Source organism: Nonomuraea sp. NPDC049141 (genome assembly GCF_040648415.1).
Classification (GTDB): Bacteria; Actinomycetota; Actinomycetes; order Streptosporangiales; family Streptosporangiaceae; genus Nonomuraea.
This window is the reverse complement of the sequence record NZ_JBEZDR010000020.1, coordinates 188624-212799: the sequence shown is the minus strand read 5'-3', so window position 1 is coordinate 212799 and position 24176 is coordinate 188624. Positions and strand designations below refer to the sequence as shown.

Here is a 24176-nt window from a genome sequence, read left to right as displayed (position 1 = left end):
CGCTCACTCCTCCCAGACGACGTACGTGTACGCGTTGACCGCGGCCGCGGCCTTAACCCGCACCCGCAGGAACCGACTGGCCGCGACCCGGAACTCGCGCCCGAGCGGCCAAAACTTCACATACTGCTGTGTGGGTGCGACCAGCTGGACGTCGCCGGTGCGGGTGGCGGTGATCGAGCCCTCAGCGGTCGCGGTGTAGCCGGTCGCCGCGGTGCCGAGCGTCATCGCGCTGGCCAGGGCGCTGGCCGGATCATCGTAGGGTTGCACGCCTGCGGCTATGTGAGCTGTCACGGTCGCCGCGACGTTGGTGTCGATCAGCTCGCAGCGGATCGGCGTCGCAGCGGCGGACCCATCGAAGCTGATCCCCCACTCGACCACCCGCAGGGTCTTGGTGGCCGGCGTGGCGATCTGCAGCATGGTTTTGATCGCGGTGCCGGTGGTGACCGGCTGCAGCTCGGCTGTAGTGGCCATGGCGCCATTCGCGGCCCAGAACAGAGGCATCCTGGCCCCCTTTCAGCAGAAAACCCCGCACGCGGCGGGGTGAAGGACGTGGAGAGGAAGGGGTCAGGCGGCGTTGCGCAGCATCCAGCGGGCGGCGCCGTCGGAGTGGAAGTTGATTTCGTAGTCGCCGTTGGAGCTGTCGTAGGACTGGCCGAACCAGCGGAAGATGAAGGCGCGGTTTGAAAGGCCCGGTGCGTAGATCAGCAGCCCGTCGGCTGCGATCGTCGCCGACGTCCAGGTGGTCGTCGAAAACTTCCACCCGATCTTGTTGGCGCTGCCGGCGAGCTCGGCGAACGACACCACGGTCAGGCTGTTGCCGCCGCTGCTGTAGCCGGGCCCGGTCGTCTCGCCACTGTTCCACGGACTCGCGTTGTAGGCCGGGCTGGTCTGGCTGAAGTTCGGCACAACCGTCGCCTGGAACAAGGCACCTTTGAATGTGCCGGGCGTCGTGTTGCCGAGGTCGATCGAGATCGTCTGCCTGCACAGCTTGGCGAACGTGTCGGAGAAGAATGCGTCCTGATCGAATGCCATCGTCGCGCCCCTCTACTGCAGATTGAGGCGGACGTGCTTGCGTTCTTGCCCGTCCGGCAGGGTCTCCTCGACCACCTGGTGGCCGAGCTGGTCGAGGGTCTCCTTGAACCGGACGCCGTCCGCGGTGCGGCCCTCGTGCACCTGGTCCTGGGTGAGCCAGGTGCGCTCGCCGAGCACCACGTCGGCGCTGCGGCCCTGACCGAGCGGCTTACCGCCCCTCATGTAGGCACCGAACGTCACTCCGGAACTGGGATCGTGTGGCATGGCCGAACCCGCCCTCCTATCTGGGATCTCATGAACTTGGATGGCGGGCTCAGCCGCCGCGGCTGATCCAGGCCAGCTCCTCCGCGATCTGATGCGGCGACTGATCCGGTGTGGCATGGAACGCACCGATGCTCACCATCGGCGCGGCGGCCGCCGAGGTGGACTGCTGCGCTGCCGATGACGTACTGCCCGCCGACACGCCTGGCAGGGACGCGACACTGCCGCCGGCCACGACTTGCGGAGCCGACACCCGGCTGTAGTTCGTCGACAGGGACGCGCCGCCGGTCATGTAGCCGCTCGTGCCGTAGTCCCCGGCAACCGAATTCGAGGCGTTCATCGACGAAGACGAGCCAGGCGCAGGCGGGATCACAGAGCCTTGCGACCCCTTCCCGCTGCCGCCGGGCGCCGGCACGTTCGTCGAACCCTGAGAGCCCTTGCCCGAGCCCGCCTTGCTGATCGCCGCGGACACCGCCAACGCGGCTTCCTTCACCAGGTCTGTGGCCTTCACGATCTTCTCGCTGCCGACGTCGACCGCACCGGACAGGCCCGTCACCGAGTCGCCGACGGCGGAGGAACCAGCAACCCACCCGGCCGTCATCGACGCTCCTACGGTTCCCACCTGGCTGACTGCCTTGGTCAGCGCGCCGGAGGAGCCGAGCGTGGTGTCCAGCTCGCGGGTGGCGTCGGCGAGGCTGCTCGTGATGCTGGTGTTGGTGTTTTGCAGCCCGGCGACGAGCGTGGTTGTCTTCTGCTCGGCCTGCTTGGAGTACACCTCCAACCCGAAATCGCTCGCGACCTGGCCGAGAATCTTGATCGCGCGGCCTCTGTAGGAGATGTCGTACGGGATATACGCTTCGCGGCCAGCTTCGGCATACACGGTGCCCACCCGGTCGCCCGGCACGTACGTGGGCTGGCTACGGATCGCCGGCGGCGGAGGCGACGTCGACGAGGAGCCCTTCAGCCCGCCCGCCGCCATCAGGTCCACACCGGACCGGGTCTGGATGCCGCCCGCCGCCTTCACCTTGGTGGCCAACGCGATCGCCAGGGACTTGTTGCTGTAGCGGGCGATAAACGATCCGAACTCCTTCTCGGCCGCTGACACGTCCATCGTCAGCCCGATGCGGATCTCCTTGCTCTTCAGCTCGGCGAGGACCTTCTTCAGCCCCTCGGCGCTGGACATGGCCTTGATGGCGTCGTCGCGGGAGATGCCGTACGCCTTGGCCAGCAGCAGCACCTGCTCTTTGGCCTCGCTGTTCTTGCCCGCCAGCGAGGCGAGGTGCGGCAGCTGCTCCAGAATCGTGCGGGTCCCGTCCGTCGTCCGGCCGGACAAGGTCTGGGCGCCGTCGGCCGCGGTGCGGATGCTGTCGATGTAGGCGGAGAACTTATCCCTGGCCTGTACGACGGCGTCGCGCTGCGCGTCGGTCTTCGCCTTGGTGATGTCCAGCCCGACCGCCGACCGATCCATGGCGGTGCGGGCGTCCTTGAACGCCGACTCCATGTTGCGGACGGCCTGCACGGCGTCGGTACGGGCCGCGAACGTCCCGAGGGACCGGTCGAGCCCGCCGACCTGTCCGGCGCTGGTGGCAGCCTGGCCGCCCATCGTGGCGATACCGTCGCCCGCCGCCTTGGCCTTGATCGCGGCGAGTTCCTTCTGATGGTTCAGGTCCTCGATCCGGCTGGTCAGTGCGTCGGCTTTGTTGGCAGCCTCCTCGCCGGCGTCGGAGAAGTAGATCCATCCCAAGATGCTTGGGCCCGCAAGATCGTTCTGCTTCTTCAGCTCCGCGTTGAGGGCGGCCAGCTCGGCGTCGATGTTGCTGCCGCCGACTGCGGCGACCTTCTCGGCGAACTGGTCGGCGTTCTTCGCAGCCTTGGCGAACATATCGTCCAGGATGAACAGGCCGCCCGTGAGGGCAGCGCCGCCGACCAGCCCGGACAGGCCACCGAAGCTGTCGGCCAGGCTGGAGATGCCGCCCTTCAGTCCGGACGCCTTCGACTTGACCTTGTCCACGGTGCCGCCGAAGTCGGACACCTTCGATTTGAGATCGCCGACCTTGCCGACGAAGTCGGTGAAGAAGTTGGCCACATTGAGCCCGGCCTGCGCTGTCTTGATTGCCACGATCGCGAGGGCGATGGCGCGGATGTGCTCCGGATCCATCCCGGCGACCAGCTTCGCGAGCAGGCCGATCCCGGAGAACGCGCCGATGCCGAGCGGCGCGACCGCTTGGGCGGTGTGGCCGATGGCGGTGGCGATGTTCTGGATGTCCTGCCACACCTCGGGCGCGTTGGTCTTGGCCCAGGCCATGAACTCCTGGAAGTCCTTCGAGGACTTGAGCTCTTTGCCCCAGCGGGCGAACGCCTCACTGGCCCGCTCCGCGCCGCTCACCACGGTCGGCGTGAACGGCAAGAACGCCTGCACGATCCCGGCGATGCCGACCGTGACATTGCCGAACGACCTGCCGAGCCCGGTCAGCGCGCCAGGAATCTGGGTCTGGACGTCGAACAGGAACTGCTGCCAGAACGGGCCACGCAGCGACCGTTCGGCGTCCTTGCCCAGCGTGAGGAGCGCGCCAGAGGCGGACTTGGCGAGCGGGGTCGCCTCTTTCAGGCCGAGCCGCATCAGGTCGAGGCCCTGGGCGATCACCGGGAACACGTCGGGTTCGAGCGCCCTCTGCCAGTCGACGTACTCGTCCTTGAACGCCTTGATGTCCTTGGCCAGAACCTTCTCCTGGGCGGACAGGTCAGCGAACGCGTCCTTCAGCTTGGCGGCGCCACCGCCGCCGCCGGACATGGCGGCCTGCTGCTGCAACTGCATCTGCTTCAGCGCCGCGGTGGCCTGGGCGACCTTGTCCTCGGCCTGGGCGAGCTTGTCGAGCCCCTTCTGGTATTCGGCGGTGCCCTTCACCCCGGCCTTGTTCGCCTCGGCCGTGTCCTTCTTGGCCCGGGTAGTTTTGACCTCCTGCTCGCGCGCCCGCTGATGCGCCATGTCGACGTTGAGCATTGCCCGCTCGATTTCGAGGTCGGACGCGTCGCCCTTGGACTGCAACTCCAGCAGACGGGCTTCGGCCTCGCGCACGGCCAACGCGGCGTCCTTCTGGGAGAGGACGCTGCGTTCCAGCGAGAAATTGAGATCTTCGAGAGCGCGACGTCCTGCCTCGGTCGCCCGCGTCAGGTCCTCCTGCGCCTGCTTGCGCTCGGCCTGGGCATCCTTCAGCCGCTTCTCGGCCTGCTCCAACTGCATCGCCTGCTGGGCTGCCTGAGCCGCCGACTGGCCGGCGCCGCCCGTAGCCGCGCCGGCACTCTTGGCCGCGGACTCCTGCGCGGTGAGGGCCTGATTGATGCGCCCAAGGGCGGGCACGGCCGCCGCGGAGAATGCCGCCGCCCCGATGCCCGCCGCGGCGAATGCCCCGCCGAGCGCCATCACGCCGACGGCGATAGTCGTCACCGCGGGCAGCGACGCCAGGGCGGCGCCCACCATGGCGATGCTGGACAGGGCGCCGCCGACGTCGGCGTTGACGTTGATGCTGGCGGTGCGGCCATCCACGTGGCTGATCTCGCGGTCGACCACCGCCAGGTCAGCGAGGGCCTGCGAGACGCCGGCCTTGACCTCGAAGGCGACGTCTTTGTCGTCGATCGCCTCCAGCTCGCGCTGCAGCGCCTGCAACTCGGCGTACGCATCGCCCGCGTCGATGTCGACGCCGACGGTTTTCGACGATAGAGACTCCAGCCGGGAGCGGATCTCGGCCAGTTTCACCTCTGCGGCTGAGCTGTTGACGTCGATGTCGATCGGCGGCAGCCGCTTGGCCGCGTCCTCCAGCTGCTTGCGGAACCCTGCGGCGAAGCCAGCCGACTCGCGGAACTTGCGGTCCAGGTCGCGCAGCGTGCCCTTGGCGCTGTTGCCGCCAGCGGTGAAGCCGAGAGTGTCGAGCTTGAGGCGGGTAGTAACGGTGCGGTCGGCCACGACGGATCACCCCCTGCTCTCGAATTGGACCGTTACGGTCCCCGCGCCCGCGCTGGCGTGTCACCATGCGAGCGGATCGGGGGATTCCAGGCGTGCAGGGGAGGAACTATGGCGAACATCGGACCGAGCGAGCTGCTGATCTTCATGCTGATAGTGGCGGTCTTCGCCGCCATCGTGATCGGGCTCGTCTTCGCGATCAAAGCCATCAGCAAGCGTTAGCGCACCTTGCGAACCCGGTACACCCAGCCGTCGGCCGGGTCCTCGCGAGAGCGTTTCGACGCATTCAGCGGCACGCACGCATGGCAGCGCACCGGCGGATCGGCGGCATAGGCACCTTCGGCGTCCGGGTCTGTCGTCTCCTCCAACGGGAGTCCGCACGTGCCGCACAGGCTGTCCCGCGCTTGCAGGTCGGCCAGCGCCCAATCCCGGTCGTCTTCCAGCCATTCGCTTTCGCGGACTGTGATCGCCCGCACCAGCCGCCCCGTCTCCTCGTCGTACTCGTAGGTAGTGACCGTTCGCGGTTCACGCCCGAGCAGCTTGGAGCGGGGGATGCGGTAGGTGCGGGCGAGCCTCAGCTCGTTCTGGTGTTGGACAGAATCGCGGAGGCTGCGTACGAGAAAGGGACCTCGCCGCTACCCCCGTTCAACTGCAGGATGGCGTCCCACAGGGTGGCCCACTGGCCTTGCGCGATGCGGTCGATCACCTTGCCCGCCTGCGCCTCGTTGATACTCGGCTTCACCGAGCAGGCAGCCAGCGCCGCGACCGGGAAGGTGTCGCGGTTGAAGTCGGCCGGCGCGTCCTGCTTGCGCGGCTTGTGCTCCTTGATCAGGTCGGACCACTCCTTGCGTGGCAGCGCACGCAGCCAGAACACGCGGACGTGCTCCTGCATCTCGTCCTGCAGCGCGGTGATCTCCTCCGCCAGACGACGTGTGTCGCTGCCGGACCCAGCCAGAGAGTCAGAGTCGGCGCTGCGACGGGCGGCCTCCAGGTCGCGTTCGAGTTCCTCGAACTTTGACTGCAGGTCGCCCCGCATGCAGATCGGCACCTCGGTCTCGGGCAGCTTGAGCCCGTCCAGGAAGTCGTCGATGTCCTCGACGTAGCGCGGTGCGACCACTACGCCACCACCGCGTCGATGTCCGAGTCGCTGTGGTTGAACAGCTTGCTGGAGAACTTCTGGACCTCATTGAGCGCGGTCTGCTGCTTCTTCCTGATCCCGTTCTGGATCGGGTGGATCTCCGCCTCGTCGCCAGCCACCCACGCGAGTTCGTTGTCCTTGGTGCGGCGCACGGCGAGGAACCCGTCCTGGCCGGGCACCAGCGTGTTGTACGCGACGTCCTCGCCCGAGGCCAGCTTGCGCTTGCACATCAGCTCGATCCCGAACTTCGCGGTACCGGCCCGCTCGGTCTCGCTCTTGCTGGCCAGGCTGGTGTTGTCCACCGGGCTCTGGTCGGGCTCGATGCCCAAGCCGTCCTTGAGGATGTACTGCTGCAGGTCCACGCCAGCGTTGAGCTCGCTCGCGGGCGGGTTGGAGATGCTGGACAAGGTGAGCAGGTACGTCACCTTGATCATTCCGTCGCCGAGAAGGTCCTCACCGGCCATGTCTCTACTCCTTGCTCTCGGTGGTGGCCGGGCGCTTCGAAGCGCTCTTGTCCGGCTTACTGGTGGTGTCCTCGACGGGGTCGGCAGCGGGCTGGTCGAGCCGCTCGAAGGTGCCCGCGAAGTAGGGGAAGGCGCTCTCGCCCACCCGGGTCTCCTGGCCGGTCTCGATGTTGCGGACCGGGATCATGCGCGCGCCCATCAGCCCACCGCCGCCCACGTCAGCGTCGAGCCCGGCGTGGCGGACCAGGCCAGGGAGACGAGGCTGGAGTCGGCCGGGTCGCGGAAGCTGGGCAGCAGCAGGAACTCGTAGAAGCCCACCGGAATCGTCCACACCTTCGCGGGCGTGGCGACTCCGTAATCGGTGGTGCCGGGCGGATCAACGGTGCACGTGATCGGGGCGGCGGTCGCGTTATTGACAATCATCCGCGTGGGCTTGGTGACGCCGGACACCTTGTCGGCGGCGGCAGCGTTGTACATGGTGAGGACGCCGCCAGCGACGGTGGCGACCTGCGGTGCTCGGGTGGCCATGAGGCTCCTTTCGAGACGTGCCAAAGAGCCCGGGACACCTGAGGTGGCGGGCTGAGGGAAATCGGCGGTTAGAGGCGTTCGCTACGGGCGACGTACTGGGCGGTGCCGAACCACAGCGGGCTGGATTCGTCGTCGCGACGGACGGGCTGAGAGCCCTCTTGCCGGATCGGCCGCACGCGGCTGCCGGCGACCGTGGGGGTGGTGGTCAGCAGCACGGTGTTGGCCATGCCTGCGGTCAGGATGGCCTGGGTGAATGTGGCGCCCACGCTGGTGGCTTGGAACCGGAAGTCGGTCGGTACGCCGTCGTCAAGCGTCCGGTCGGCCGTGGACTCCGTTCCGATGTCCGGGTACAGCACCACATAGGGCGTGGTGGCTCCGGACGGCACGCCGCCCAGGTGGACGGTCGCGGCGGCTGGCAGGGCGTCGTCGAGCATCTGCCGGATCGCCTCGGCGACCGGGTGGGCTTCCTGCGGCTCGGTCACAGTAGCGACCCCGCGAGCTTCTCCACTGCGGCTTGGAATTCGGGCTCGATCGCGGTCGTCGCCCTCGCGCCGTCCAGGTGAGGCGGCTGCGTCGGCCCGCCATACTCGAAACCGGCGCCCATCGAACCCTGCTTGCGAGCCCGGTCAGGACCGACCTCCCACTCCGCGGCGTTCGGGTTGTAGATCTGCTCAGCGGTGATGGAGCGCGCGTACGGTGCGCCGTGCGCGCCGGCTGTGTCTCGGGCGTTCGCCCGCCACTTGCGCTGTAGCTTCTGCGCGTGCTCCTTGACGAGCGGGTAGGCGCCCTCAGCGGTGCGCCGGGCCGCGGCCTCGATCTCCTCGCCGACCGGCAGCAGCTCGGAGAAGTCCAACTCTGCGTCAGCCATCACCCCTCCTGTCTGTCCTCGATGAGGATCCGGCGGGCGGTCGAGGTGCCCGCATGCGAGATGGCGATCACTTCGAGGTGCCGCCCGAGAAGCCACGCGTCGTCGGAGGTGAGCGTCGTGAACCGGTCGACGCGCTGGACGGCCGGCGGAGCATCCCACGGCAGGTTGACGCTGTACTGGTGCAGGGTAACTTCCTGCTCTCCCCACTCGGCCTCGCGGCTTGAGCGGGGCTTCACCCGGCATACGCCCTCGTACACCGTCTCCCACACCTCGACGATCTCCAGCGTGAGCGGGTCGGTCGTCTCCCCGGTCTTGCGCTCGATCAGGCACGTGTCCCTCATGAGTTGCAGGGCGGCCGTGCGGCCCGCCGCCAGGGCGCCCTCGACGCTCACGCGGCATCCTCAGGGCACGGCGGGTAGTACGGCACGATCGTGAAGGCGCAGCGACGTGGCGGCTTGAGCATGTCCCGCTCGTCGTCCGTCAGGTACACCTCGCCCACCGAGACGGCGTTGTCCCGCGTGTAGCTGTAGTCGTCGATCGTCTCCGACCGCTTGCCCTCCGGGTTTCGGATCGCTCTGGCGACCATCGCGCACACCACACCCACCACCGTCTCCGGCGGCGGCACGGCCATGTTCGGCACCTGGACGCGGACGACGGCACTCGCGTCGTCGAGCAGCACGCCGGCCCGGGACAGTTCGGCCGTGGTCAGCGTGCGCTCGAACCGGCTACTGAACTGCTCGATCGTCGCGAACGCTGCCACGGCCTACTCCTTCGAGGTGGCGCGCTTGGAGCGCGTTCGGGAGGGGGCAGGGCCGGAGGCCTCGGCCCCCTCCGCTTCTTCGACCCGATGCCAGCCGGGACCCTCGATGACGAGGGCGGCCAGGCGGGCGTCCTCGTCGGAGCCGTCCACGGTGAACGCTCGGGCGACCGTGGCCCCGTCGACCACCTGCTCGTACAGGGCCACTGGTCACACCGCCAGACCGCGATAGGCCGCGTGCGCCTTCTCCACGCCGTACTCCAGGCCGATCTCGCCGTACAGCATGACCTCGTCGGCCGCGCCGGTCTTCGCCAGCGGCTCCTCGAAGAAGACCCCCTTGCCGGGAACCGACAGCAGGACCGGGCGGAGCATCTCCATGCTGACGACCATCAGGGCATCGCGGGGGACATGCCGGTCGAGCATGATGTTGAACCGACCGAAGTCGGTGATGACGCTGTCGACGGCGACGCCGCCCATGGTGCGGCTGTCGTCCACGTACACGATCTTCACGCCTGCTTCGGCGTAGGCGCGGGTGATGGCGCGCTTCTGGACGCTGTTGACGAGGATCGTGGCGGTCGCCGACTCCGACAGCCCGCCGTTGTCGAACGCCATCTGGATCAGGTCGTCGATGTGCGTGGTGGTCAGGGTGGTGGTCCACGGCTTGATGTAGTCCACGTTCGTGGTCGAGGTGCCGAGGGTGATCGCGGTGCCACCCAGCGAACTGGCCACCTTGAACGTGTTGGTCGCCTTGCTCACCACGTAGTAGGTGCGGCCGGCGACGACGTTGGTCATGTCTCCGGTGCTGGTGAACACGATCTTGTCGTCGTTGGCGAGCGCCGTCGCCGTCTCCGTGATCGTGTCCGTCGCACTGGATAGGCCGGTCACCGTGCTGGTCTGCTTGTTGACCTTGTTGGTGGTGATGGCCTGCAGCAGGCCGCGAGTCCGGCGGGCGGTCGCGTTCGTCGACGGGTTGTTGTACGTGCCGTTGATGAAGCTGTAGTTGACGTCCAGGGCGATGCTCTTGATCGCCTGCTCGACCTGCCAGTCCAGCTCCGACATCACCGGGTTGTCGCCGTTGACGTCGTTGAACGGAGCCGCCTGCGGGGTGGCGAACTGCCCGACCGCCGCCTGCTTCGTGTAGGTGACGCCGACCGTCTCCTGGTGGATCTGGCACACGTTGCGGATGTTGCCGCGGACGCGCTCTTCCTTCGTCGGGGCGGTCGCACCCTCGACACGGGTCCGCTGAGCGGGATCCCGCAGGTCGTAGCTCTGCCACTCGAACTCGGTCGAGGTGGTCTGCCCGCCGCCGGTGAGGCCGCCGACCGCCGACAGGAGCGGGGTGTCCTCCGGCGTCAGGCTGAAAAGCTGGCCGTGATAGTTGGGCAACCCGAACGTGGTTCCGATGCCGGTAACAGAGCCCGCCATGATTTATCTCCTAATGATCACTTCTGGGTGAGTGCGGCCTGCTGCCGCTTGAGTGCGATGGCCTGCCGGTGGTTGCCGGCCTTCTCCGCTTCGCGGATCCGGGCGGCCAAGTCGGGCGAACCGCCCGGCTTGGCGCCCTGCGACGGATCAGGCTTTGGCCCCTTGCGGTCCGGCTCCTTGGCCAGGTGCGGCTTGCGCTTGAGCAGGTCCGCGAGATCCGTCTTGATCTGCTGGTTGTCGATCTCGCCGTCTTCGCCGACGTAGGCCGACAGGTCGAGGAAGACCGCGGCGTCGTCGGGATCCTTGAACCCGCTGGCGGCTTCCGCCTTGACCTCGGCCCGTACGGTCCGGTCGATCAGCCCTTGGGCGCGCTTCTCGGCGGCGTCCGCCCGGCTGGTCGCCTTCTCCGTCTCCGACTGATCCGCTTCGCGAATCTTGGCCAGTTCGGCTTCCAGCGACCTGGCGCGCTTGGCGTCCTTCTCGTACGCCTTGCGGTCGGCCCGCTCCTTCTCCAGCGCGGAGCGCAGGCCCGCGAGATCATCCTCGCCCTTGGGCGTCTCACCCTGGGCAGGCGTCTCGGGAACGGTCTCGGGTGTGGGTTCGTCGTCAGCCATCAGGCTGTCCTCTCGTGCGTTCGCCCGGCATCACGCCGTGGCGGACCAAACCTGCGGGCATCTCACCCGCAGGGGCGTTCAACGGAGCAGGTAGCCGCTGCGGCGCAGCTGCTCCACGGCCGCGGCCCGGTCGCCGCCCGCGTCGCGGATGATCTGCTCAGCGGTGAGCCGCGGCTGGCGGCCACCGCGGCGGCCGGTGCTGGTGCGGGTGAACTCGCGCCCGCCGGCGACGAACACGCCGCGACGGGCGTTCACGACACGGCCGATGTCGCTGCCGGCCCGGATCGCCTCGGCCGCGTCCTTACCGAACGCGGCGTCCTGCTGATCGCGCGACAGGCCGGCGAATACCTGATCGGGCGTCTCGCCCGGCAGGCGGCCGGTCCCGTCATGCACGACGGGAAGGTGGTAGCAGTCGCATCGGTCGTGCCGGGCGAAGCCCTCCAGCGAGCCGTAGGACTTGCCCGCCAGCAGAATGCACCGGCCGCACGACGGCAACCGCAGGTGCCGCACGTAGGTGGTGAAGCGGCGGTTAGCCACCATCCCCACGCTGACCGCGCCGCGACTCGCATCCGGAACCTCCGTGGCCACGATGCGGGTCAGCGAAGCCAGCCCGGACCGCAAGGCGTCTTGGTCGTCGGCGCCGCGCGCGAGCAGCCCCGCCACACGTAGCGCGGGCTGCATGAGCAGGCTGGCCAGCGCCCGCCCGTCAGCGGCCACGCCAGCGAACGCCTCGGCCGCCACCACGCCTGACAGTGCGGCGGTAGAGCCTTGCTCGGCCGCCACCGCCGCCAGGTACGGCATCGCCAGGCGCGCGGCGGACAACTGGCCCTTGGTCAGGAGTTGCACCATGTCCGCGAGCAAGGCCATCCACTGCTCGATCACCGTCTGCGCGGCGAGGTCGCTCCACGTGGTCTGCGCCTGCTCGGCCGTGGCCCGGACGATCTGCTGCTGCGCCACGTAGTGGGCGTCAGCGACCTGCTGCAACGACATCCGGCGCCCCTACGGGTGGCTGCTGCTCGACGGGCTGGCCGTCAACCAGCTGGCCATCCACGGCAGGCTTTGGCCCGGTGAGTCCGGCCATGTCGCCCGCCATCGCCCGGTTGAAGGCGTCTTGCGCGGACTCCTTCCGAGCGCGCATCCGCGCCTGCTGGGTCGAGGTGTAGCCGAGGTCCTCCCACGCCTGCTCGTCGTCGATGATCCCGGCGGCCTTCTTCTTCGTCACCGCGTCGGCCTTGGCCGCCTCGGTAGGCGTGGAGGCGTCGCGCCAGATCGCCTCAAGCGAGCGCGACTCGGGATTCCATGCGCCGTCCCGGATCCGCTCAGCGAGCCGCATGACGCGCTCCCACGAGCCGCCCCACGAACGTTGCTTGCGCTCGGCACGCTTCACCAGCCGCGCCTCGCTGCTGCGGATCGCATCAGCCGACGCCGGGTTCTCCGTGGCGTAGCCGAGGTAGTGCGGCGGCAGGCCGGTGAGCGACGCCACCAGCCGCGCGAGGGAGTTCAGCGTGTTGTGGAAGTTGGCCAGATCCGACTCTGGGAACTGGCCTGCCTGGATCTCGCCCGGCCCCTTCTCATTCGCCCAGACCCGGCCCATGATCTGCTGCCACGCGGTCAGGGGATCGCCATCCGGGCCGACGAAGTCTTCCTCTGTGGCGCCGAACACCCAGCGTCGCGGGATGGCGTGGAACTCGGCCGCGACCATCATGTCTGTGGCCACCTTGCACGCCGCGTCGCTGAGCGGGATGACCTTCGTCAGCTCCGACGTGCCCAGCGGCATCATCAGCCGCGGCTTGTTCACCAGCGGCACCACCGGGACCTGGCCCAGCCCGTGGTCGTCGCGGTCGGTCTCCTGCCAGCCCTCATCGAACTGGTAGTGGATCGTCTCGTCCGGCAGATATAGGGTCGCGTACTGCTCGCGGATCCGTCCGTCCAGTGCCGACTCGCCGTCGTACCACCAGCGCAGCGCGGCGCGCACCTGACGGTTCGCCGGGTCGATGTCGGCGTGCATCTGCAACGGAGACTCCACCGTGATCAGCGGCATATCGGCGTCGTGGGCATTTGTGCCCACCGTGACGAACGAGCGCTTCATCACCAGCGCGTCCACGTGCGCCTGCTGCGACTGCTCGTCCAGGTCGTTGGCCTGCCACATCTCCCACAGGCTGGCGTCGGCCTCGGAGTCGGAGTCGCGGCGGAACCCTTCCAGGTCAATCCGCTCCTCGACCGCCTCGACAACGAGCTCAGGCCAGTTGATGACGACCTGCCGGATCCGGTCGCCAAGCTCCAGCATCAGCTCGGGATGCATGTACGCGAGCGGCTGGCACCCGTCGAAGTACGCGTTCAGCGCCCTCAGCGTGGGCAGCTCCGCCTCATGTCGGCGCTTGAGCCTGGTCAGCCATTCCAGCGGGGACAGGTCGAGGGCCATCGTCCACCCCCTCGTCTCGGTACTTGGCTAGCGCTTCGTGGACGTCGATCTGTCCGCGTCCGTCTCCGGAGTCCCACCACTCGACGGCAGTCCAGACCTCGCCGAGTTTCGCTGCCTGCTCGCGGGCGGCTTCGAGGTGCTCGATGACCGCCTTGGTTTCGGCTGCCACATCGGCGGCGTACGGGAGTTCGGCGAGGCGTTCGGCCATCATGGCCATGGCCGCCGGGACGACGATCAGGTTGTAGAACCGCGCCTGGTCGCCGAGATAGTCATATCGGCCGCCGCTAATTGCGATCACCTCTCCTGCACGCCTTCAGTTGCGGCGCACCGCAGGTCGATGAACCGGCTTAGCCCCGCACGACCATGCGCGAGCTCTTCTTCTTCTCCCGGCGGACGTAGCCATCCAGGCCGGTCACGCAGGCGGCCATGCCGTCGATGCGGGCCTGCGACTTCGCCCGCTCGGGCTTCACCAGCCGGTAGTTGTCGTTGCCGTCATCACGCACCTCGACGACCTTGGCCATCCACCGCGCCACCGGATTACCGCCGTGGCGTAGCCGCGACGCCTCGACCTGCTCACCCGAGCGGCCGAGCAGGCGCTGCAGCTCCTTGATGGACGGCGACTGGCCGAGGAACGTCTGGGCGATCGGAACCACCTGGACGCCGCGCAGGTGCGTGTCCAGCTCTTGGACCATCTGGCCGGCGAACATCCGGTCGTAGCCGATGCGGACCACGTCCAGCATCTTGCAGTCGGCCTCGACCTGCTCCTGTACGGCGGCGTAGTCGATGACGTCGCCCTCGGTCGCGGTGATCCAGCCCTCGCCGATCCATCGCGACAGCGGCACCTGGAGTTGCCGTTCCAGGTTCTCGACTCGGTCGCTGGGCACCCAGAAGCGCCAATGGAAGTCCAGCTCGACGCCTGGCTGCTTCGACTCGATGCCGAGCCACCACGAGGTCAGGTCAGAGACCGCCGAGAGGTCCAGGCCGCCCCACGCGCGCCGGCCCTTGAGCGCGGCCAGGTCCACAATGCCTGCCGCGGCGTCCCATGTGCGCAGGTCGATCAGGCTCGACTGCGCCCTCATGCGGCGGTTCAGGTGAAGGCGGCAGAAGGTGGCGAAGTAAGAGGGTGTCGTCTTGGCCTTGTTCGCTTCCTTGCGGATGTACGAGACGGTGGGCGAGGTGCCGAGACCGGGGTTGGCCTTGCGCCACGTCTGCTCGTCGAACGGGTCGTCGGTGTCCTCGGCCGCCCAGATCACGCCGTAGTGCGAAGGGTCCTCGACGATCCGCTCGGCGACCTTCTCGGTGTAGGAGTGCTTCTCGTTGTAGATCGAGTCCTCGGAGCCCTCGTCCGCCGTGGTGATGAAGATGATCAAAGGCTGCGCGCGGGCACCCGTACCCGTCTCGATCGCGTCGATCAGATCGCGTCGCTTGTGGACGTGCACCTCATCGACCACCGCGCCCGACACGTTCAGGCCGTGCGCCGTCTCCGCTACCCGCGACAAGGCGCGGAAGATGCCGCCCGTCTTCGGCGCCCGGATCACCGACGCCAACGGCTCCACCCGGGAGCGCGCCGCACGGGACGTCATCACCATGCGCTTGGCGTCCTCGAAGACGCGGCCCGCCTGCTCCTTCGAGCCGGCCGCCGCGTACACCTCGGGTCCCGCCTCGCCGTCAGCGAGCAGCAGCACGTTGCCGATGCCAGACGACAGGGTGGACTTTCCCGCCTTACGCGGGACCTCGATCCACACCGCCCGGATCACCCGGACGACCTGGCCCACCTCTTCGTCGAAGAACACCCACCCGAAGACCGGAGCCAGGATCCACACGACCTGCCACGGGTCCAAGCCCTGACCAAGCTTGATCGGCCTGCCAGCCCAGCGGCCCTTCGTGTGGCGGAACTGCGCCAGCGCCCGCAGCGCCTTCCGCGTCCGCTCCACGTCGTAGTACGCGCCCGGCTGCTGGTCCGCCTGGAACGCCACCACGAGCGGTTTCGAGGCCAACGCCTCGCCGATCTGGTCAGGCGACAGCCCGAGCTCGATCAGCGCCTCGTACGGGACCGGCAGCTCGTCAGTCGAAAACGTCGGAGTCGTCATCGTCGCCACCCGGCGGCTTCAAGCCGGTACGCGCGGACGGCGACAAGCCCAGCTCGCGGATGTAGACCTTCAGCTGGGCGCGGTACTGGGAGACGATCGTGGTCGCCCCGTTCTTCTGCCAACCGCGTTCGCCTTCCACCTGAAGGCCACGTGTGGACAGGTCGCGTTCGCACTGGTCGATCCGGGCGACGCACACGCAGTAGTCGGACAGGAGAGTCGCGTCCACCTCGGCCAGGCCCGCCGTGTGCTTCAGCACCGGCACCACCCGGCGCCACTCCCGGCGCGCGATCTCACGCGCCCGGCGGTTCAACGTCTGCTGCGCCTTGTCCCGGACAGTCGGGAACGTCTCCTGCCAGTCCGGCTCAGCCAGCTCCGCCGGCGGCAGGATGACACCCATCTCGACGGGCCGCTTACCAGGATTGCCCTCACGGACAACCGCCAGCGCAGGACGCTTACCGGGCATGGCACCTCCCGCGAGAACTCGTTGACCTGCGGGACCGCGAACAACGCTCTCCCCCGGTCCTCTGGAATCGGACATAAGGGATACTCGGGTGGGGCCTCTGACCTGCGGATACGTGATGGCCATCAGGGCGCGACCTTAGGTGCCTTGGGATGACAGCGTGCTCTCCGTGCACCCACTGTGGGTGTCGAGGGGGTTGTGATGTCAGACGGTGTATGGAAGCCGATCAGATGCCCGCATGGTGGGCATGGTGATCGCATCAGGTACGACGGCCATGTGTCTGAGAGGTGGGCTGGTGAGACCAGGCTGTTCACGATGATGTGGGCTGCTGGCTGGTGGTACCAGTGCGTGATCCACGATGAGCGGCTGTTCGTCGCTGATGTGGAGCACGCGGCCTAGCGTGCATTCCACCCTCCACGCTGAGCAGGGTTGGCCTGGGTCTCACGTCCATGGCATGAGGCGCATGCGCCGCGTCCATACCGTGGATCGTTGGGGTCCAGGCCTTGGGCTACCAGGTCCACCCTGCTGATCGGGTGGTGGTCTGCCACCGTGGCCTTGGCTGCATGGCACACCACGCAGATGGGGTCACGCCTGAGTACGCCTGCCCGGAAGCGGTCACGGTGCTGGCTGCTGTACCCGCGTTGTGCTGCTGTGCCTCGGGCCTGCTCTGCTTGCGCCTTGTGCTCTGGGCATGGGCCACCAGAGGTTAGCTCTTTGCATCCTGGGCGTGGGCAGGTGGGACGTGGACGGCTGGGCATGTGCGGTCACCCCGCTTGGGCCTGGCCGTGTGTGTCCGGGCATGCAAAGAGCTCTCCCGCTCGGGGGGTCGGGAGAGCTCTTTGACGACTGTGACCACGGTATCTGATCGGATCATGTCACTTACTGATTGCGTGCGCAACTACATGATTCTCTGGCTCCGGCCCAAGCATCAGGTCCACGACGTCGCCGACCCTGAAAAGCATGCGGCCTGCCTCGTTGAGGCCGACGGGCTGGAGCTTCTGCCTGGCCACCCATGTGTGCACGAGTGCGGGTTTCATCGGCCTGATCAACGAGGTGAGGGCGCGGGCGACCTCGGGGGCGGTCAGCTCGTACTCCTCCAGGGCGTGAAGCATTTGTGTGCGCCGGTCTGCGACCTCGTAGCGGAGGGGCCGGTTGTCGTCGTCTCGGCACCATCGGCACGTGACTGCGGCGGCTCCTGGGCGGGCGTACAGGTCGCCGTCGCAGACGCTGCATGGGCCGGCGTACATGCTGTCCGGGGCCCGGTCGATGGCGCGGCGGCTGTTGCGTATGGCGGTCAGGATGTCTTCGAGCGCCTTAACGCCGTCCTGGTGACGGATCAGGGCGTCGGCGTGGCGATGCAGCCAGTGCGCGGCGTGGGCGGGCCGATGGTGGGGTGCGTGGCCGAGGTCGATGTACGTGCACGTCGGGTGTTCGCAGTCGAGACACGTGGGGCCGTGGAGCTTCTGGACGGTGGCGGCGAGCGTGCGCGCCCACCCGTTGAGGACGGCTTGGAGGGCGGCGGAGACTTCGGATGCCCGTTCGTTGTACGGCAGTGGCGTTTCGGTGCCGCGTCCGCCAACTGTGCCGCCGCCGAGGCGGACCTGTCTGGTGCGGGCGAGTTCGAGGTCCTCGGCGAGGCCGGGCACTTCGGCGAGTTCGCGGATGAGCTCGGATCGGCAGGCGCCGCAGACGCGGACGGAGCCGGGCATCGTACGGTCGCACCAAGCGACCGGGCAGGGCATGGCCAACGTTCCCCCTGATGTTCAGTGCCGGTTATGCGTCTCGCGTTCGTCAGCCTGACGGACGCGAGGTGTTGCGATCTTCAGTGCGACGGTCACAATGTCTCCGCCGGGCTCCGAGACCTCGCTGTTTGGGTGTGATGAGTCCCTCGCGGAGGGTCGGGGTGACCCTCTGTTGAGCCCGTCAAGGTGACGGGCTCAAAGTTTGTGACCTGCAGAGCCCTGAGGGATATGCAGGTCCGTTCATGCAGGTGTGTATTTTCGAGAAATACGATTAATCGCCCATGAGGCAGGAGCGGGCGGAAATGTCCGGGTTCCCGGACCTGGGAACCCGGACATTTCCGTCAGACTCGGCCGAGGACGTGGGCCACGGCGGTAAGGAGCCCGTCGTCGAACGGACTCGATGGGACAAGCAGGAAGGCGCGGTCGGGGAAGCACCACTCGGTGGCTGTCCCGCCGTAGTCGGCGATGAACTCGTCAGTCAGTGCCTTGCCGTCCTTCACCGGGAAGCGAGGACCGAACTTAGCCTCGTACGGTGCGGTGCGGCTGTTCATGGCCATGAGGAAGCCGGGGAATTCGGAGGCGTCCAGGTAGAGGGATGGGGCAGCGTCGTAGTCTTCGCCGCCGGGCTTGTTGGTCCGGTACACCTCGGCGAGCGCTTCGGCCTCGACGACGGGGGCGCCGCTCCTGAACCAGTCGAGGGCTGCCGTGTAGCCGGCCAGGTACTCGGTGGTGTACGCCTTGTCGGTGCAGTGGAATTCGACGGTGAAGCCGCGGTGGTAGCGGCGGATCGGGGTCGGGTTCATCGGTGGCCGCCCATCTTGATCGCAGTGTTGCAGGCTGCGGCGAAGCCGAGCACGTACGTGGAGTCGAAGCCGACGGAGAAGGCCCGCTTCGGCCAGGCCGGGAAGCTGGTCCCCTGCTCGGCGTTGATCTCGGCCATCTCCTGTTCGCCGTCGATGACCTCAGGCTCATACGGGCCGCCGCGCAGGAAGTCGATGAAGGAGCCGAAGTCGTCGGCGTTGTGGTACGTCGTGTCGCAGCCCGTCACCCCTCCGTCGTGCAGCTCGCGCCAGATGCGGGCGACGAAGGCCACCTCGTGCTTGGGCGGGTGGGTGCCGAGCCACTGGATCGCGGCGCGGAAGCCGTCCGCGTGCTCGTGCAGGCAGCTCTTGGCGAAGTCGTCGAGGTGGTAGTCAGGGTCAGGCTTGGTGGCGGTCATTTGGCGATCTCCTTGTCTCGGGGGGTGACGATCTCGCGGTCGATGCTGACGCCGATGAGGTGGCCTTCTTCCTCGAACGCTCCTTCGACGGCCTTGACACTGATGCGGAGCTGGGTCCGATTCGCGCGGATGTCGTCCACGAGTTCGGCGAGCCTGCGCAGGGCGTGGGTGACGGTGTCGAGGTCCTTGACCAGGACCATGCGGGTGAACATGTCGCAGGTGATGCCGTTGAATACGAGGTCGAGGCCGCGGATGATGTCGTCGATGCCGGGCGAGTAGAAGCCGGCGCAGTCGGGGCAGGTCCAGTCGCCATCGACGAATGCGGCGTAGGCGGCGATCTCGTACATGTTGCCGCAGCGGTGGCACTCGGCGTCGGCCTCGGAGTGGAACAGGCCCAGTTCGACGTCTGTCACTTGGCCGCCTCATCGGCGAGCGCCTGCCGGATCCGGTCGAGGCCGGCGAAGGTCCGCATGATCAAGTGGGCTTCTGCGTAGAGGGCGTGGAACTGGGCGGCGAGGCTTACCTGAGCGGTGTCGATGTCTTCGGCTGCGACGCGATCCATGGGGATCATGGCTTCGGCGCCGTCGTCGCGGATCACGTCTACGTAGTTGTTCACCTCGATGATCCGGCCGTCGAATTCTGTGCTGGACTCGACCAGAGTGGCGTGCGCCTCCAGGACATCGACGACATTGAAGGGCGGCAGTTCCTCGTCGACGTCGAGCGCCGTATCGGTGCGGCTGCTCACGGAGAAGTCGGTGATCATGTGCTTGGCGTAGTGCTCGGCGAGCTCGGCGAGCCGGTTCTCTTCCATGGGGCGGTTCCCTTCGTTGCTGCTGGTCGTGGCATCCTGTGGGTGGCCGCCCCCGCTAGACCCGGGGGCGGCCATATTGCTGTTCACGCGCCGGGAGCTCGCGTGATGCCGGTGGTCTTCATGCCACGCCTGATCAGTTCCAAGGCGCGGGCGAGGTGCTGGGCGCACAGGAGGATCTCGCCGTCAGGGTCGACCACCTCGGACGTGCACTGGTTGAGGTGCCGGACCAGGTAGCGGCAGATCGGCCGCCGCTCGGGGGCAGCTACGGCGGTCTTGACCGTGTTCACGCGGTCACCCGGAGAACGATCGCGCACACGATCAGACACACTGCGCAGATGGCGAGGACGATTCCGGTGAGCGGGTTTCGGGATGCGGCCTTGAGGTTGGACCAGCCGGAGGGCGCGGGCGCGGGATCCTGCTTGGCCGCGTTGGAAAGCTTGACTCCCGCCCGCTTGGCCAGGCGCTGGACGGCTTCGGCGAACGTGAGGTTGTTGCGCTTCATCATGAACGTGATGACGTCGCCGCCCTCACCGCAGCCGAAGCAGAAATACATGCCCCTAGCGGGCGTGACGTGGAATGACGGCTTCGTCTCCCTCTCTCCGCGGAGATTGTGGAACGGGCACAGGCCCGTGGCGTTGCCGTCGTCGGTGTCGGTGAGGTCGACATGGGATTCCAGCACGACGGAGGCAATCGGGTTGTGGTCGCGGACGAGGGCGATGTCCCTGTCGGTGATGCGGGTATTCATGGGCATGGTGTTCCTTTCGGTGTTAGTGCCGGGCTTCTTCGACGGGGATGCCGTTGTCGTAGATCGCCTGCCACGGCCACTGAGTGCCGTACATCAGTCGGTGCGGCCAGGACCGCTCGTCACGGTCGCCACGGAACCGCTCGACCGTGACCGTGTTGGGCATGCCCTGCTTGCGGCGGAGCGCGATCCCGAACTCGGGCCAGCGCAGCCACACGCCGGACCCCATCGGCCTGAGAGACCGCTGTCCGTTTTGCTCCATTGGTGCGTGCGTCTCCAGCCACAGGGCTATGCCGTAGCGGGCGCGGAAGGTGTCCAGGATGCGCGCTACCTGGCCGTTGACCTGCTCCGCCTTCTCGCCGCCGCCCTCGGTGAATGCCTTGTACAAGGGGCCCAAGAAGAGCGCCTCGCAGCGACTTTCGACGATGACCCGCTCCACGAGGTGCTGGTCGTGGGGCTTGCGCAGGTCGATGCCGCCCGGTCGAGTCCACCGCCAGCAGCGGTCCTCTTCCCAACCCTCCGTCTTGCGGCCCTGGTTGGTCAGGTGGCGGGCCTTCCTCCTTACGAGCGGCGGCGGGTTCTCCAGGTCGATGTACAGCGTCCTGACGGGGGGGATCCGTGTGCGCCACTCGAACGGGTGAATCCCAGCCGCGAGCATGACCGCCATCTGCCGGGCCAGGGTCGTCTTGCCCGCCCCTTCGGAGGCGACCACGATCACGCGGTCCATCCGCTCGAGCACGCCCGGGACCAGCCAGTCATGTTCCTCGTCCGTCTCGTCGACGAAGGAGCCCATGGTCGAGAAGCCCTCGATCGTCGCCTCGTCGCTCGTGGTCAGGAGTCGGAACCGGCCCAGCGCGTCACCCGTGGCCACGAGCAGGTCATCGGAGGTGATGTCCTCGTGGTAGCCCTGGCTCGCGATCCGTGTGAGTTCCTCGATCGCGATCGCCTTGGTGCCCAGTTCGCGGACCCGGCCGACGTAGTAGCCGACGTTGGCGGCCGTGGCCACGTACGCCGACAAGTCGTTGAGGTAGATGTCGCCGCCGGCTTCCGCCAGCTTCTTCACCTTGGCCAGCTCGGCGCGGACACTCAGCACCTCCACGGGCTCGCCACGGCGGTACAAGTCCACGATGGCGCGGAAGACCAGCTTGTGCTGGGACCGGTAGAAGTGATCCGCCGACAGGTGTGTGAACACCGCGTTAGCGGCGTTCGGTGAGATCAGAGCGGCACCTAGGGCGGACTTCTCGGCGTCGATGTCGTGGGGCAGTGCCCGGGAGTCAGTCATAGTCCCTGTACGCGGCCCTTTCGGTGTCGTTCACGTCTTCGTCCTCGTTCTTGCAGTTGGGGAGGTATTGCTTGTAGCGGCCGTCGACCAAAAAGTTGCGCGGCGTCTTGATGTACGTCCGCAGGCCGTTTCGGGTGGGGTCGTCTCGGTAGGCCTCAGCCGCGAGGATCAGGTCCTTGGTGGGAACCCCGTTGGCGACGATCTCGGCCCAGGCGCGCGCGGCAGCGTCCGGGTCTTGCTTGCGAGGCATCGCGGCGTAGAAGGCGACGAAGTTCGGGTCGTCGACGGGGGTGGGCTTCTTGGCGCGGGTTCGCTTCTTGGGCTGACCCTGGCTTCCCCCCGCACCCCCCTTCTTCTCTGTAAGAGAAGAAGACGTTGGACCTACGTTGGACTTGTGTTCAGCTCCCGAACGGGCCCCGTTCGTGTCCTGAACTGGTTCACCAGGCGTACCGGCCGTGAACAGGTCTTCTTGCTCGGCCCGTTCATCTCCTGAACTAGTTCGTGTGCTGAACTGGTTCGTGTGCTGAACTACCCCTGAGGGCAGTTGGACTCGGTATCCGGTTCGCGCCTGGTCCGCGATCGCCTCCTTGGTCGTCGGGCGATTCCGCTCCACCCAGCCGTCCTCTTCGAGCTGGTTCATGTACTTGGACAGAGACCCTCGGCTGAGGCCTGTCTCCTTGACCAGCCCTGTGAAAGAGGGGGCGTACTTGGAGGGGACTACGAGAGTCCCCTGGCTGACATGGGTGAGCAGGACGAACACGATCAGGCGTGCCTGGGAGGGCAGCCCAGACGTGAGCAGCGCCCGCTCAACCGCCCAGCGGTCGGTCACCTCCCGGCCTGCCAGGCGCGCTCTTGGGCGATCGCGGAACGCAGGTAGGCAGCCAGCGTGGTGACGCCAGGACCGCGGGCGTACAGAGTGATGTTCGTGGCGCTGTAGAGCACGCTCGCGAGCGTGCGCGTCGCCTCCCTGTCGCAGCCCTGCAGCAGGCCGTTGACGATGACCGCTGCCGGGCTGTCGGCGGACGCGGGCACCACGCCCTGGACGGCCGCGACCGCCTGCTTGTTGCTCAGCCAGCCGTGCACATCCGTGCTGATCGTGATGGTCAGCACAGCGAGCACCAGCGGACTGTCGGCGTGGACGATGTCTACGCGCTCGTTGTGGTTCATGGGCCCCCGCTCGGCTCGCGTGTGGTTCCTTGCTTTGGGTAAGGCGGGACCGCCCGGCGGCCGTTCTGGACGCCGGGCTCATGCGAGCGGGTTACGCGGAGGAGAGGACCAGGGAGTTGTAGACCTGGTCGAAGAGGGGGCGGTGGCGCTCCTGATACTGGGCCACAGGGCGGATGTGACGGCCCACCAGGTCATCGATGGTGGCCGGCGCCTCATCGAACAAGGAGATGTACAGCCTCTTCAGTGCCTTACCGAAGGACGAGGCCATGTGCTTGATCTCAGCGGCGGTGAGGTTCTTACCCTCCAAGTACATGGACACGGTGAGCGGCCTGGTCACCGGATCGAACTCAGGGGTCTCGCCGGTGACGCGCCCCAACACGCGACGGCTACACGCGTCCCAGTAGCCGCGATCGCCAATGCCAGCGCTGTGGAAGGCCACGATCAGGTCACCCGCGGTGCGGGCGCGCTGGAGGGCCTTGAGCTCCGGGTCGAGCTGCTGAGGCTGAGCGTTCACAGCCACGTACCTGCCGGTCTCGCGGATCTCCCGCAGGATTTCCTTGACGCGCTTTTTGACGACTTTGGCGCCGGGCAGGGTGCTGCGGAAGATCAGCTCCCATATGCCGTCTTCGTAGATGACGTTCATCTGCTGTGAGCCGCCAGGGGTCAGCACAATCTGCTGACCCTTTTCGTCCTCGTCCAGGAGGCGGGTTGCGTCACTGGACTGGAGGTAGCCCAAGCCCTTCACGGCGAAGTCGGCAGCAACGGCGTAGATCCGGCCGTCTTCGGCGGTACCAAACCGGATGTTGTTGCCAGCCACATCGAACAACTGCAGGCCGGACTCGGGGAGAAGGTTACTCATGGCCCTGCCGCTCACTTCCCGGTCTGGGCGTCGAGGGCGACGGCATCCGCCTTCATCGCCGCGATCCACTCCGCGAAGTACTCCACGGGGATGCGGCGAGAACGAGGCGTGGGCTTGATGCTTTTGAGGCGGCCTGACTGAATCGCCTTGTTGATGGTGCCCTTCGAGAGGCGGGATTCCTGCTGCACGAGCTTCGGCGTCATGAGGCGCGGCAAGTGGCTATACGCGCTGAGGTTGATCTCGATCTGGTCGATCTGAGACAACACGCCCACAGGGCGCACGAGGGCAGCATCCGGGAAGTGGGTTTTGGTGTGTGCTTGCACGCACGTAGACTGAG

Annotated in this window: 33 protein-coding genes; all 33 read right to left on the bottom strand. The window is 67.3% G+C overall.

The window, feature by feature from the left end; all coding sequences use genetic code 11:
- Nucleotides 1–3: 3 nt before the first annotated feature.
- Nucleotides 4–501, bottom strand: coding sequence for a hypothetical protein (locus AB0B91_RS46090; RefSeq protein ID WP_358334890.1), 498 nt, complete (start codon nucleotides 499–501; stop codon nucleotides 4–6).
- Between the two features lie 63 nt (nucleotides 502–564).
- On the bottom strand, nucleotides 565–1032 hold the full coding sequence (locus tag AB0B91_RS46085) for a hypothetical protein (RefSeq protein WP_358334887.1): 468 nt from the start codon (nucleotides 1030–1032) through the stop codon (nucleotides 565–567).
- 12 nt (nucleotides 1033–1044) lie between these two features.
- Nucleotides 1045–1296 carry a hypothetical protein gene (locus AB0B91_RS46080; RefSeq protein WP_358334884.1) on the bottom strand — a complete coding sequence of 84 codons (252 nt, stop codon included), beginning with the start codon at nucleotides 1294–1296 and terminating at the stop codon, nucleotides 1045–1047.
- 49 nt (nucleotides 1297–1345) lie between these two features.
- The gene (locus tag AB0B91_RS46075; RefSeq protein ID WP_358334881.1) at nucleotides 1346–5254 is read right to left on the bottom strand and encodes a hypothetical protein; all 3909 of its coding nucleotides are present in this window, start codon (nucleotides 5252–5254) and stop codon (nucleotides 1346–1348) included.
- Nucleotides 5255–5469: 215 nt separating this feature from the next.
- Nucleotides 5470–5727: a hypothetical protein gene (locus AB0B91_RS46070; RefSeq protein ID WP_358334878.1), complete on the bottom strand. Its 258-nt coding sequence runs from the start codon at nucleotides 5725–5727 to the stop codon at nucleotides 5470–5472.
- Between the two features lie 98 nt (nucleotides 5728–5825).
- Nucleotides 5826–6368 (bottom strand): hypothetical protein, encoded by a 543-nt coding sequence (locus tag AB0B91_RS46065; RefSeq protein WP_358334875.1) that lies wholly within the window; start codon nucleotides 6366–6368, stop codon nucleotides 5826–5828.
- Nucleotides 6368–6853, bottom strand: a complete 486-nt coding sequence (locus tag AB0B91_RS46060; RefSeq protein WP_358334872.1) for a hypothetical protein — start codon at nucleotides 6851–6853, stop codon at nucleotides 6368–6370. Before AB0B91_RS46060 ends, AB0B91_RS46065 begins: the two co-directional genes overlap by 1 nt.
- Nucleotides 6854–6857: 4 nt before the next feature.
- Nucleotides 6858–7052, bottom strand: a complete 195-nt coding sequence (locus AB0B91_RS46055) for a hypothetical protein (RefSeq protein WP_358334869.1) — start codon at nucleotides 7050–7052, stop codon at nucleotides 6858–6860.
- A complete protein-coding gene (locus AB0B91_RS46050) occupies nucleotides 7052–7381 on the bottom strand; it encodes a hypothetical protein (protein ID WP_358334866.1) in 330 nt (109 codons plus the stop codon). The genes AB0B91_RS46055 and AB0B91_RS46050 overlap by 1 nt, the downstream gene beginning before the upstream one ends.
- Nucleotides 7382–7449: 68 nt before the next feature.
- Nucleotides 7450–7863 carry a hypothetical protein gene (locus tag AB0B91_RS46045; protein ID WP_358334863.1) on the bottom strand — a complete coding sequence of 138 codons (414 nt, stop codon included), beginning with the start codon at nucleotides 7861–7863 and terminating at the stop codon, nucleotides 7450–7452.
- A complete protein-coding gene (locus AB0B91_RS46040; RefSeq protein WP_358334860.1) occupies nucleotides 7860–8249 on the bottom strand; it encodes a hypothetical protein in 390 nt (129 codons plus the stop codon). Before AB0B91_RS46040 ends, AB0B91_RS46045 begins: the two co-directional genes overlap by 4 nt.
- Complete coding sequence (locus AB0B91_RS46035) at nucleotides 8249–8641, bottom strand: DUF6093 family protein (RefSeq protein ID WP_358334857.1); 393 nt, start codon at nucleotides 8639–8641, stop codon at nucleotides 8249–8251. Before AB0B91_RS46035 ends, AB0B91_RS46040 begins: the two co-directional genes overlap by 1 nt.
- Entirely contained in the window at nucleotides 8638–9009 is a 372-nt protein-coding gene (locus AB0B91_RS46030; protein ID WP_358334854.1) for a Gp19/Gp15/Gp42 family protein, read from the bottom strand. The genes AB0B91_RS46035 and AB0B91_RS46030 overlap by 4 nt, the downstream gene beginning before the upstream one ends.
- 3 nt (nucleotides 9010–9012) lie before the next feature.
- The gene (locus AB0B91_RS46025; RefSeq protein WP_358334850.1) at nucleotides 9013–9213 is read right to left on the bottom strand and encodes a hypothetical protein; all 201 of its coding nucleotides are present in this window, start codon (nucleotides 9211–9213) and stop codon (nucleotides 9013–9015) included.
- Nucleotides 9214–9216: 3 nt separating this feature from the next.
- Complete coding sequence (locus tag AB0B91_RS46020; RefSeq protein ID WP_358334847.1) at nucleotides 9217–10431, bottom strand: DUF5309 family protein; 1215 nt, start codon at nucleotides 10429–10431, stop codon at nucleotides 9217–9219.
- 17 nt (nucleotides 10432–10448) lie between these two features.
- A complete protein-coding gene (locus AB0B91_RS46015) occupies nucleotides 10449–11045 on the bottom strand; it encodes a hypothetical protein (RefSeq protein ID WP_358334844.1) in 597 nt (198 codons plus the stop codon).
- A gap of 78 nt (nucleotides 11046–11123) precedes the next feature.
- On the bottom strand, nucleotides 11124–12035 hold the full coding sequence (locus AB0B91_RS46010; RefSeq protein WP_358334841.1) for a hypothetical protein: 912 nt from the start codon (nucleotides 12033–12035) through the stop codon (nucleotides 11124–11126).
- Entirely contained in the window at nucleotides 12013–13467 is a 1455-nt protein-coding gene (locus AB0B91_RS46005; protein ID WP_358334838.1) for a phage portal protein, read from the bottom strand. Before AB0B91_RS46005 ends, AB0B91_RS46010 begins: the two co-directional genes overlap by 23 nt.
- Nucleotides 13412–13765: a hypothetical protein gene (locus tag AB0B91_RS46000; RefSeq protein WP_358334835.1), complete on the bottom strand. Its 354-nt coding sequence runs from the start codon at nucleotides 13763–13765 to the stop codon at nucleotides 13412–13414. The genes AB0B91_RS46005 and AB0B91_RS46000 overlap by 56 nt, the downstream gene beginning before the upstream one ends.
- Nucleotides 13766–13814: 49 nt before the next feature.
- Nucleotides 13815–15557, bottom strand: coding sequence for a terminase TerL endonuclease subunit (locus AB0B91_RS45995; RefSeq protein WP_358334832.1), 1743 nt, complete (start codon nucleotides 15555–15557; stop codon nucleotides 13815–13817).
- Nucleotides 15532–16020, bottom strand: coding sequence for a phage terminase small subunit P27 family (locus AB0B91_RS45990; protein ID WP_358334829.1), 489 nt, complete (start codon nucleotides 16018–16020; stop codon nucleotides 15532–15534). Before AB0B91_RS45990 ends, AB0B91_RS45995 begins: the two co-directional genes overlap by 26 nt.
- Before the next feature lie 872 nt (nucleotides 16021–16892).
- Nucleotides 16893–17726, bottom strand: a complete 834-nt coding sequence (locus AB0B91_RS45985) for a hypothetical protein (RefSeq protein WP_358334827.1) — start codon at nucleotides 17724–17726, stop codon at nucleotides 16893–16895.
- A gap of 374 nt (nucleotides 17727–18100) precedes the next feature.
- Nucleotides 18101–18562 carry a hypothetical protein gene (locus AB0B91_RS45980; protein WP_358334825.1) on the bottom strand — a complete coding sequence of 154 codons (462 nt, stop codon included), beginning with the start codon at nucleotides 18560–18562 and terminating at the stop codon, nucleotides 18101–18103.
- Nucleotides 18559–18978 carry a hypothetical protein gene (locus AB0B91_RS45975; protein ID WP_358334822.1) on the bottom strand — a complete coding sequence of 140 codons (420 nt, stop codon included), beginning with the start codon at nucleotides 18976–18978 and terminating at the stop codon, nucleotides 18559–18561. Before AB0B91_RS45975 ends, AB0B91_RS45980 begins: the two co-directional genes overlap by 4 nt.
- A complete protein-coding gene (locus AB0B91_RS45970) occupies nucleotides 18975–19391 on the bottom strand; it encodes a hypothetical protein (protein WP_358334819.1) in 417 nt (138 codons plus the stop codon). The genes AB0B91_RS45975 and AB0B91_RS45970 overlap by 4 nt, the downstream gene beginning before the upstream one ends.
- Nucleotides 19388–19789 (bottom strand): hypothetical protein, encoded by a 402-nt coding sequence (locus tag AB0B91_RS45965; protein ID WP_358334816.1) that lies wholly within the window; start codon nucleotides 19787–19789, stop codon nucleotides 19388–19390. Before AB0B91_RS45965 ends, AB0B91_RS45970 begins: the two co-directional genes overlap by 4 nt.
- Before the next feature lie 83 nt (nucleotides 19790–19872).
- On the bottom strand, nucleotides 19873–20076 hold the full coding sequence (locus AB0B91_RS45960) for a hypothetical protein (protein ID WP_358334813.1): 204 nt from the start codon (nucleotides 20074–20076) through the stop codon (nucleotides 19873–19875).
- Nucleotides 20073–20534, bottom strand: a complete 462-nt coding sequence (locus AB0B91_RS45955) for a CHC2 zinc finger domain-containing protein (protein WP_358334810.1) — start codon at nucleotides 20532–20534, stop codon at nucleotides 20073–20075. The genes AB0B91_RS45960 and AB0B91_RS45955 overlap by 4 nt, the downstream gene beginning before the upstream one ends.
- A 22-nt stretch (nucleotides 20535–20556) precedes the next feature.
- Nucleotides 20557–21813: a DnaB-like helicase N-terminal domain-containing protein gene (locus AB0B91_RS45950; RefSeq protein ID WP_358334807.1), complete on the bottom strand. Its 1257-nt coding sequence runs from the start codon at nucleotides 21811–21813 to the stop codon at nucleotides 20557–20559.
- The gene (locus tag AB0B91_RS45945) at nucleotides 21806–22642 is read right to left on the bottom strand and encodes a helix-turn-helix domain-containing protein (protein WP_358334804.1); all 837 of its coding nucleotides are present in this window, start codon (nucleotides 22640–22642) and stop codon (nucleotides 21806–21808) included. The genes AB0B91_RS45950 and AB0B91_RS45945 overlap by 8 nt, the downstream gene beginning before the upstream one ends.
- Entirely contained in the window at nucleotides 22639–22980 is a 342-nt protein-coding gene (locus AB0B91_RS45940; RefSeq protein ID WP_358334801.1) for a hypothetical protein, read from the bottom strand. The genes AB0B91_RS45945 and AB0B91_RS45940 overlap by 4 nt, the downstream gene beginning before the upstream one ends.
- Nucleotides 22981–23071: 91 nt before the next feature.
- Nucleotides 23072–23839, bottom strand: a complete 768-nt coding sequence (locus AB0B91_RS45935) for a Bro-N domain-containing protein (protein WP_358334798.1) — start codon at nucleotides 23837–23839, stop codon at nucleotides 23072–23074.
- 11 nt (nucleotides 23840–23850) lie between these two features.
- On the bottom strand, nucleotides 23851–24162 hold the full coding sequence (locus AB0B91_RS45930; RefSeq protein ID WP_358334795.1) for a hypothetical protein: 312 nt from the start codon (nucleotides 24160–24162) through the stop codon (nucleotides 23851–23853).
- Nucleotides 24163–24176: the final 14 nt, after the last annotated feature.

Coding starts and splice junctions, on each gene's coding strand:
- AB0B91_RS46090 (WP_358334890.1), bottom strand. CDS start 501: ATGCCTCTGTTCTGGGCCGCGAATGGCGCCATGGCCACTACAGCCGAG.
- AB0B91_RS46085 (WP_358334887.1), bottom strand. CDS start 1,032: ATGGCATTCGATCAGGACGCATTCTTCTCCGACACGTTCGCCAAGCTG.
- AB0B91_RS46080 (WP_358334884.1), bottom strand. CDS start 1,296: ATGCCACACGATCCCAGTTCCGGAGTGACGTTCGGTGCCTACATGAGG.
- AB0B91_RS46060 (WP_358334872.1), bottom strand. CDS start 6,853: ATGGCCGGTGAGGACCTTCTCGGCGACGGAATGATCAAGGTGACGTAC.
- AB0B91_RS46055 (WP_358334869.1), bottom strand. CDS start 7,052: ATGGGCGCGCGCATGATCCCGGTCCGCAACATCGAGACCGGCCAGGAG.
- AB0B91_RS46050 (WP_358334866.1), bottom strand. CDS start 7,381: ATGGCCACCCGAGCACCGCAGGTCGCCACCGTCGCTGGCGGCGTCCTC.
- AB0B91_RS46040 (WP_358334860.1), bottom strand. CDS start 8,249: ATGGCTGACGCAGAGTTGGACTTCTCCGAGCTGCTGCCGGTCGGCGAG.
- AB0B91_RS46020 (WP_358334847.1), bottom strand. CDS start 10,431: ATGGCGGGCTCTGTTACCGGCATCGGAACCACGTTCGGGTTGCCCAAC.
- AB0B91_RS46015 (WP_358334844.1), bottom strand. CDS start 11,045: ATGGCTGACGACGAACCCACACCCGAGACCGTTCCCGAGACGCCTGCC.
- AB0B91_RS46010 (WP_358334841.1), bottom strand. CDS start 12,035: ATGTCGTTGCAGCAGGTCGCTGACGCCCACTACGTGGCGCAGCAGCAG.
- AB0B91_RS46005 (WP_358334838.1), bottom strand. CDS start 13,467: ATGGCCCTCGACCTGTCCCCGCTGGAATGGCTGACCAGGCTCAAGCGC.
- AB0B91_RS45995 (WP_358334832.1), bottom strand. CDS start 15,557: ATGACGACTCCGACGTTTTCGACTGACGAGCTGCCGGTCCCGTACGAG.
- AB0B91_RS45990 (WP_358334829.1), bottom strand. CDS start 16,020: ATGCCCGGTAAGCGTCCTGCGCTGGCGGTTGTCCGTGAGGGCAATCCT.
- AB0B91_RS45985 (WP_358334827.1), bottom strand. CDS start 17,726: ATGCCCGGCTCCGTCCGCGTCTGCGGCGCCTGCCGATCCGAGCTCATC.
- AB0B91_RS45980 (WP_358334825.1), bottom strand. CDS start 18,562: ATGAACCCGACCCCGATCCGCCGCTACCACCGCGGCTTCACCGTCGAA.
- AB0B91_RS45975 (WP_358334822.1), bottom strand. CDS start 18,978: ATGACCGCCACCAAGCCTGACCCTGACTACCACCTCGACGACTTCGCC.
- AB0B91_RS45965 (WP_358334816.1), bottom strand. CDS start 19,789: ATGGAAGAGAACCGGCTCGCCGAGCTCGCCGAGCACTACGCCAAGCAC.
- AB0B91_RS45955 (WP_358334810.1), bottom strand. CDS start 20,534: ATGAATACCCGCATCACCGACAGGGACATCGCCCTCGTCCGCGACCAC.
- AB0B91_RS45950 (WP_358334807.1), bottom strand. CDS start 21,813: ATGACTGACTCCCGGGCACTGCCCCACGACATCGACGCCGAGAAGTCC.
- AB0B91_RS45940 (WP_358334801.1), bottom strand. CDS start 22,980: ATGAACCACAACGAGCGCGTAGACATCGTCCACGCCGACAGTCCGCTG.
- AB0B91_RS45935 (WP_358334798.1), bottom strand. CDS start 23,839: ATGAGTAACCTTCTCCCCGAGTCCGGCCTGCAGTTGTTCGATGTGGCT.